Raw genomic sequence first — 7502 nt, 5'->3', positions numbered from 1 at the left:
CCGTTGAACACCGCGTCGGCCACCGACTGGCCCTGCTTCCGGTACTGGTTCACGAGGTCGATGAGCACGATCGCGTTCGTCACGACGATGCCGATGAGCATCAGCATGCCGATGAGCGCCGAGATGCCGAGTGGGGTGCCGGTCGCGAGCAGCAGCGCGATGGCGCCGGTCGCCGCGAACGGGATCGAGACGAGCAGGATCAGCGGCTGGAGCAGCGAGCGGAACGTCGCCACGAGCAGCATGAACACGATCGCGATCGCCACGAGCATCGCGAGCCCGAGCTGCTGGAACGACTGCGCCTGCGTCTCGGCGAGGCCGCCGACCTCGGCGGTCACGCCCGAGGGCAGCTCCAGGTCGGTGAGCGTCTGCTGCACCGACGCGCTCACGGCGCCGAGCTCGCCCTCGTCGGGCGTGAGCGAGATCGTCGCGGTGAGGTCGCCCGACTGGCGGGTGATCGAGGTCGGGACCGTGACCTCCTCCACGGTCGCGACCGACGAGAGCGGTGCGAACCCAGCGGCGGTCGGCAGGATGAGCTCCTCGAGCTCGGCCACGGTCGCGGGCGCGTCGGGGCCGTCGATGTAGATGTCGAGCTCCTCGCCGTCGAGCGCGATGGAGCCGGCCGCCTGCGGCGAGAGCGTGCCCGCCACGATGCCGAGCACCTGCACCTCGGTGAGGCCCTGCTCGAGGGCGGCGGTACGGTCCACGGTCACCTGCACGATGGGCTGCGCCGGTGCGAGGTCGGTCGTGACCTCGGCCGTGTCCGGCGTGTCCTCGAGTGCCGTGTAGATGTCGGCCGCGGCATCCGTCAGCTCGGCCTCGTCCTGCGCCGTGACCACCACGTCGACGGTGCCGCCGAGTCCTCCCATGCCGGCCGAGGCGTCCGTGATCTCGACCTCGCCCGGCGCGTCGAGCTCTTCGAGCATCGTGCGCACGTCGTCCTTCAGGGCGACCTGGTCGGCGTCCTTCGACGTGTTGACGATGAACGTGGCGGTGGCGCCACCGCCGCCCATCATCGCGAAGACGCCGCCGCCGGTGCCGGCGGTGAGCATGACGTCCTCGACGCCGTCGATGTCGAGGAGTGCGTCCTCCACCTGCGCCGCGCCCGCCGAGATGGTCTCGAGGTCGGTGCCGTCGTCGAAGGTCTGCGTGAGGTTCAGCGTGTTCTGCCCGGTGCTGCCGAGGAAGTCGACCTTGAGCAGCGGCACCATGCCGAGGGTGATGACGAGCAGCAGCACCGACGCGGTGAGCGTGATCACCGGGTGCTTCTGCGTGCCGCGCAGCAGGGGCGTGTACCCGCGCTGCAGCCAGCCGCGGTGCTCCTTCTCCTCTGCCTCGCGACGCGTGGTCTCGGTGTCCACGACGTTCTTCGGCTGCTTCAGGAACCAGTACGAGAGCACCGGCACGATCGTCAGCGAGACGAGCAGCGATGACAGCATCGCGATCGTCACGGTGAGCGCGAAGGGGGCGAACAGCTCGCCGACCAGGCCGCCCACGAGGGCGATCGGCAGGAACACCGCCACGGTCGTGAGGGTCGAGGACGTGATCGCACCCGCGACCTCGCGCACGCCGGCGAGGATCGCGTGCTGCTTCGCCTCGCCGTAGCCGAGGTGGCGCTTGATGTTCTCGATGACGACGATCGAGTCGTCGACCACCCGGCCGATCGCGATGGTCAGCGCACCGAGGGTCAGCATGTTCAGCGAGTAGCCGCCGAGGTTCAGCCCGATGAAGGTGACGAGCACCGACAGCGGGATCGAGATGGCGGTGACCAGGGTCGAGCGCACCGACAGCAGGAAGATCAGGATGACGACGATCGCGAAGACCAGGCCGAGCAGGCCCTCGATCGCGAGGTGCTGGATGGACTCCTCGATGAACGGCGCCTGGCTGAACATCACGGTGAGCTCGACGTCGTCGAGCTCAGCGCCCAGGTCGGCGAGCGCGTCGTCGACCGCKTGGGTGACGCCCACGATGTCGGCGTCCTGCGTGGCGGTGATCATGAGGGAGAGCGCCTCGGCCCCGTTCGTGCGCGTGATCGACGTCTGCTCCTCGGCCACGAGGTCGACGGATGCCACGTCGCCGAGCGACACGACGACCCCCGGCTGCGTGGTCGACGCGAGCGGGATCTCACGCAGCGCGTCGAGGGACTCGATGGGCTCGCCGCCCTGCACGGGCATGAGCGTGCCGTCACCGCTGACGCTGCCGAGCGGGAGGGTCATCCCGTTCGCCTCGAGAGCACCCGAGATGGCCGTCGGCGAGATGCCGTACTCGGCGAGCGCGGCCTGGTCGGGCGCGATGACCACGCGCTGCGTCTCGGCCCCCGAGACCGTGACGGCGCGCACGCCGTCGATCGACTCCAGGCGGGGCACCACGACGTCGTCGAGCTGGCTCGTGAGCTCGGCGAGCGACAGCTCGTCGGAGCTCGCGGTGAGGAACATGATGGGCAGGGCCGACGTGGATCCGCCCACCACCTCGGGAGCGGCGTCCGTCGGCAGCGTGCCCTCGAGGCCGTCGAGCGCCTCGTTCAGCGACGCGGTGAACTCGTCGGCGTCGGTGCCGTAGGCGTATGCGACCGACACGGTCGACACGCTGGACGAGCTCGTGGCCACGACGGACTCGACGCCGTCGAGGTCGCGCAGCGCGTTCGAGATCGGGAGGCTCACCTGCTGGTCCATCACCTCGGGGCTCGCGCCGGGGACGACCGTCACGACCTGCGACTGCGGCAGGTCGATCGGCGGGATCAGCTCCTGCTTGAGCTGCGTCATCGAGAACAGGCCGAAGCCGGCGATGACGAGCGTGACGAGCGCGATGAGCGCACGATTGGCGAGACTGAATCTGGCCAGCCTGAACATGGGACTCCGTTGGGGATCGGCGACGAGGGGTGCACGGCGCGGCCGGGGAAGCCGACGTCGGGCAGATGCTTAGCCTGAAGCAAAGCTTCGTCTCAGGCTAACCAAATGGCGCTGGGCGTGCGCTGTGAGCCCCGGAGGTCGTTACGGTAGGCAGTATGGCCACGGCGAACGAGCGGCAGGGCGCGGGCGACGACCGCCGCGCGCTGCTCGACCGGCTGGCGGCGATGCAGGACGCGCTCGACACGACGGCACTGCCCTCGATGCTCGAGCCGCTCATGTCGATGGATCTCACGATCCAGCAGCTCAAGGTGCTGATGATCCTCGTGACCTCCGACGAGGGCGGCACCGGCGCGGGTCTGGCCCGCGCGCTCGGCATCTCACTCGCCAGCGTCTCGGGCCTCATCGACCGGCTCGAGGGGCACGGCATGGTCGAACGGGTGGAGGACGAGCGCGATCACCGGGTGCGGCGCGTGCTCGTCACCCCCCTGGGCCGCCAGACCGTGCACCGCCTCGTCTCGGCGCAGTCGCAGATGAGCCGCGAACCGCTCGAGAAGCTCGAGCTCGACGACCTGCGCGCGCTCGAGCAGGGCATGCGTGCCGTGCTGCGCGTGATGGGGGTGCCGCTCGAGGCGTAGCTCGCGAGACGGCCGACGTACCGACGTCAGGCCGTGGTCGTGACCGCGGCGCGCTTCGACCGCTGCAGCGCTCCCTCGATGAGCAGCATCGCGGCGAGCACCACCGCCACGATGACCAGCGCCCACATCGCAGCAACGAGCGCGAGCAGCGGGATCAACGCGGCGAGCGCCACTGCGGCTCCGAGGCGCACGAGCGGCCAGGGCAGGTCGGCGATGCGCCCGAACACCGCGGTCGCCGCGGCGTAGACGGCGACGCCGGCACCGAGTGCGGATGCCCCGAACGAGCCGAACGGCTCCGCGTCGGCGACGTGCGCCATCGCCTCCTCCACACCCAGCGCCGCGAGGATGATGCCGCCCACGATGGCGAAGTGCATGTAGGTGTACTCGTCGCGCGCGAACACGACCCGCGCACCGCCCGTGCGGCGCTGCAGTCCGTGCTCGCCCGCCGGCGCGATGCGCGTGAAGTACGCGCGCCACAGCAGCACCGAGATGGTGACCGAGATCGCCACGCCGAGCACGATCGGCCCGCTGATGGGCTCCTGCGCGACGCCCACCCCGATGGCGACGATCGACTCGCCGAGGGCGAGGATGACGATGAGCCCGTAGCGCTCCGCCCAGTGCACGGGCGAGTGCAGGCGCCACCCCCCGCCGCCGCGGGAGCTCACGTATGTGAAGGTGAAATCCCAGGCGAACGCGGCAAGCCAGATCCACGTCTGCGCCGCACCGCCGATGAGCGCCCCGACGATGAGGGCGGTCGCCGACGGCAGCATCGCGACGAGCTGCGTGCCGAGCACCTGACGACGCAGGGCATTGTCGTCGCCGGCGACGATCACGTAGAGGGTCGTATGCACGATGCGCACGAACAGGTAGGCCAGCGCGACGACGAGCGGCGCGTACCACCCGCCGGGCAGGTCGTCGTAGGCCTCGGGAATCGCGAGCGCGACGACGAACACCGCGATCATGGCGAGCGTCAWGCCCGCCTGCACCACACCGCGGTCGGCGGGCGCCTGGTTGCCGAGCCAGCTGTAGGAGCACCACATCCACCACAGCAGGCCGAGCACCACGAGCGCCTGGAGCACCCCCAGCGCGCTGTGCGTGTCGGCCATGAGCCCGCTGACCTGCGTGAACGCGAAGACGTAGACGAGGTCGAAGAACAGCTCGAAGGTCGTCACCCGGGCGGATTCGCCGCCGCCGGCGGCACGCGGCATCCGCTCGGCGTCGCCGTTCGGTTCGGTTCGCTCCTGCTGCACGGCACCAGTGTGCACCATCGCTCCGACACGGTGGCGGATGCCGCAACACGGCGTCAAGGGCGACGACGACGGCGTCGCCGGCCCGCGGCTACCAGGCCGACTCGGCGTACCCGTTGGCGACCTTCGCGACCTTGTCGACGTAGTCGTTGTCGTGGTTGTAGGAGTAGACGCCCGCACGCCAGCCCTCGGGACTCGTCATGGAGCCCGAGGCGCACAGGTAGCGCGCCGTCGTCAGCGCCGCGTCGTCGATCTGGTTCGGGTCGGCCACGTCATCGCCGTTCGCGTCGCTGCCCCACTTCTCCCACGTCGAGGGGATGAACTGCATGGGCCCGACCGCCCGGTCCCACTGGTCGTCGCCGTCGAAGAGCCCGCCGTCGGTGTCGGCGATCTTCGCCACGCCGTTGCCGTCGAGTGCCGGGCCGACGATCGCCGGCTCGGTGTAGCCGTACTCGTCGAGCACGCTCCGGCCGTGGCTGCCGTGACCCGACTCGATCGAGCCGATGGCCGCGATCGTCGTCCAGTCGAGCCCGCACTCGGGGTCCTCGGACGCGATCGTCACGTGCGCGAGCGCGTAGGCCTCGAGCGCCCGCTCTGGGATGCCCGTCGCCGCCGAGACCTGCGCCGTCCATGCGGGGTCGACGAGGGGCACCGGGGAGGCCGCGAGACCCGAGTCGGAGGCACCCGCTGTCTCATCGGGGGTCTGCTCTGCGGCGTTCGCCTGCCCGTCGGCAGGCTCGCCCGACTCGGTGGCTGTTCCGTCGCTGCCGGCGTCGGTGGGCGTGACCACCGGAGGCAGCGCCAGGCCGGGCGCGTTCGCTGCCGGCGCCGCGAATCCGCCGGGTTTCGCCGCAACGCCCGCGGCGTTCACCGCGAAGACCGCGCCGACCGCGAGCGCGACCACGCCCACCACGACGCCGACGTAGGCGGCGACCCGACGCACGAGACGCCATCCGGTGATGCGCGCCCGCCCCGGACGACGCTCGCCGAACTCGTCGGCGAAGGAATCGTCATCCCAAGACATCGGTGCGGTACTCCGTTCGGGCGTCGGTTCGTAGGGGTGCCCTCGGGCGGCCGTCGACTCCCGGTGAGCGTGCGTCGCCGACCCGTGCTTCAAGAGTACGCGTTCGTGCGCGCCCAGGCCCGGCCGATTTCAGTCCTCGGAGATCACCAGCCCGAACGCCTCGAGCGTGACGGCCTCGGGCTCGGGACCGCCCCGGATGCCGCGGTCGAGGCCGTCGAGCACGGCGACCTCCTCGGCTGCGAGCTCGAAGTCGAACACGTCGAAGTTCTCGCGGATCCGTGCCGGGTTCACCGACTTCGGGATCGCGGACCGGCCTTCCTGCAGATGCCACCGCAGCATGACCTGCGCGGGCGTCTTGGCGTGCTTCTCGGCGATCTCGAGGATCGCGGGATCCTCGAACGTGCTCGTGCCGCCCCGGTTGCGATACGACGTGATGCCGCCGATCGGCGACCACGCCTGGGTGACGGTGCCGTTCGCGGCATCCGCTGCCTGCACCTCGGGCTGGGTGAAGTACGGGTGCACCTCCACCTGGTTCACCGCGGGCACGATCTCGGTCTGCTCCCGCAGGCTCGCCAGGTGGTCGGGCATGAAGTTGCTGACCCCGATCGCACGCACCTTGCCGTCGGCGAGGAGCCGCTCCAGCGCGCGGTACGCCGCGATCGTGCGGTCGAACGCGGTCGGCAGCGCCTGGTGAAGGATGAGCAGGTCGATCGTGTCGACGCCGAGCTTGCGGCTGCTCTTGTCGAAGGCGTGCAGGGTCTCATCGAACCCGAAGTCGGTGATCCACACCTTCGTCTCGATGAAGACCTCGTCGCGGTGCAGTCCCGACGCGCGGATGGCCTCGCCGACGCCGCGCTCATTGCGGTACCCCGCAGCCGTGTCGATGAGCCGGTAGCCGGTCGCGAGGGCGGTGGCGACCGCCTCGGCGGTCTCTTCGGGCGGGGTCTGGTAAACGCCGAAGCCGAGCGCCGGCATCTCGACGCCGTTGTTCAGGGTGAGGTTGCGGTCCATGCACTCGACGCTAGCCCCGCGGGGTGGGTGGCTGCTGGCAGACTCGGCGCATGGCCACGACGATCGGAACCCCCGGCGGCACACCCGAGCGGCCGGCCGTGTTCTTCTCCGGCCCCGAGGAGTTCCGGGCGTGGCTCGAGGCGAACCACGCCACCGAGACCGAGCTGTGGATGGGCCTCTTCAAGCGGCACGTGCCCGATCGCGGGCTCACCTGGGAGCAGGCGGTGCCCGAGGCGCTCTGCTTCGGCTGGATCGACTCGGTCTCGCAGCGCATCGACGACGACGCACGCCGCCAGCGGTGGACCCCCCGCAAGACCGCCAGCATCTGGTCGAGCGTGAACATCGCCCTCGTCGAGCAGCTCACCGCCGACGGACGCATGCACCCCGCCGGCCTCGCCGCCTTCGAGCGACGGCGTGAAGACCGGTCGAGCGTCTACTCGCACGAGAGCCCGCTCAAGGAGTTGCCGCCCGAGGCCGCGGCACGGCTGGCAGCGGATGCCGCGGCATCCGCGTTCTGGCAGGCGGCCACGCCCACCTACCGACGACAGGTCACGCACTGGGTGCTCTCGGCGAAGCAGGAGACGACGCGCGAGCGGCGCCTGGTGCAGCTCATCGAGGAGAGCGCGGCCGGCCGGCTGGTGTCGTTCCAGCGCTACGGCGAGACGCCGAAGTGGGTGGAGCGGGCAGCTGCCGCCGCGCGCGCCGCGGCGTCCGCCTCAGGCAGGGCAGGCGACTGAGC

Annotated in this window: 6 protein-coding genes; 2 read left to right on the top strand and 4 right to left on the bottom strand. The window is 70.6% G+C overall.

Translation table 11 applies throughout. The features are described 5' to 3' along the window. Window positions 1-2846 (bottom strand): efflux RND transporter permease subunit (locus AC1DY2_RS01340; protein WP_476760776.1); only part of this gene is annotated, 2846 nt, incomplete at its 3' end. A 155-nt stretch (window positions 2847-3001) separates the two neighbouring features. On the opposite strand from AC1DY2_RS01340, the gene AC1DY2_RS01335 reads away from it, so the two are divergent. Beyond that, the gene (locus AC1DY2_RS01335) at window positions 3002-3481 is read left to right on the top strand and encodes a MarR family winged helix-turn-helix transcriptional regulator (RefSeq protein WP_476760775.1); all 480 of its coding nucleotides are present in this window, start codon (window positions 3002-3004) and stop codon (window positions 3479-3481) included. A 26-nt stretch (window positions 3482-3507) separates the two neighbouring features. Here the strand turns inward: AC1DY2_RS01335 and AC1DY2_RS01330 are convergent, their stop codons facing one another. From AC1DY2_RS01330 to AC1DY2_RS01320, 3 genes are all read right to left on the bottom strand, one after another. Then, the gene (locus AC1DY2_RS01330) at window positions 3508-4731 is read right to left on the bottom strand and encodes a low temperature requirement protein A (RefSeq protein WP_476760774.1); all 1224 of its coding nucleotides are present in this window, start codon (window positions 4729-4731) and stop codon (window positions 3508-3510) included. Between the two features lie 88 nt (window positions 4732-4819). Continuing rightward, on the bottom strand, window positions 4820-5752 hold the full coding sequence (locus AC1DY2_RS01325) for a lytic transglycosylase domain-containing protein (protein WP_476760773.1): 933 nt from the start codon (window positions 5750-5752) through the stop codon (window positions 4820-4822). A 129-nt stretch (window positions 5753-5881) separates the two neighbouring features. Then, window positions 5882-6763 carry an aldo/keto reductase gene (locus tag AC1DY2_RS01320; protein WP_476760772.1) on the bottom strand — a complete coding sequence of 294 codons (882 nt, stop codon included), beginning with the start codon at window positions 6761-6763 and terminating at the stop codon, window positions 5882-5884. A 50-nt stretch (window positions 6764-6813) separates the two neighbouring features. Between AC1DY2_RS01320 and AC1DY2_RS01315 the strand changes: the two genes are divergently transcribed. Beyond that, window positions 6814-7500, top strand: coding sequence for a YdeI/OmpD-associated family protein (locus AC1DY2_RS01315; protein ID WP_476760771.1), 687 nt, complete (start codon window positions 6814-6816; stop codon window positions 7498-7500). Window positions 7501-7502: the final 2 nt, after the last annotated feature.

Source organism: Agromyces sp. P1_H4, assembly GCF_056405255.1.
This window is presented reverse-complemented; position numbering and strand designations above follow the sequence as displayed.

What these genes read in the sequence shown, in the direction of transcription:
- AC1DY2_RS01335 (WP_476760775.1), top strand. Translation starts at nt 3,002, where the DNA reads ATGGCCACGGCGAACGAGCGGCAGGGCGCGGGCGACGACCGCCGCGCG.
- AC1DY2_RS01325 (WP_476760773.1), bottom strand. Translation starts at nt 5,752, where the DNA reads ATGTCTTGGGATGACGATTCCTTCGCCGACGAGTTCGGCGAGCGTCGT.
- AC1DY2_RS01320 (WP_476760772.1), bottom strand. Translation starts at nt 6,763, where the DNA reads ATGGACCGCAACCTCACCCTGAACAACGGCGTCGAGATGCCGGCGCTC.
- AC1DY2_RS01315 (WP_476760771.1), top strand. Translation starts at nt 6,814, where the DNA reads ATGGCCACGACGATCGGAACCCCCGGCGGCACACCCGAGCGGCCGGCC.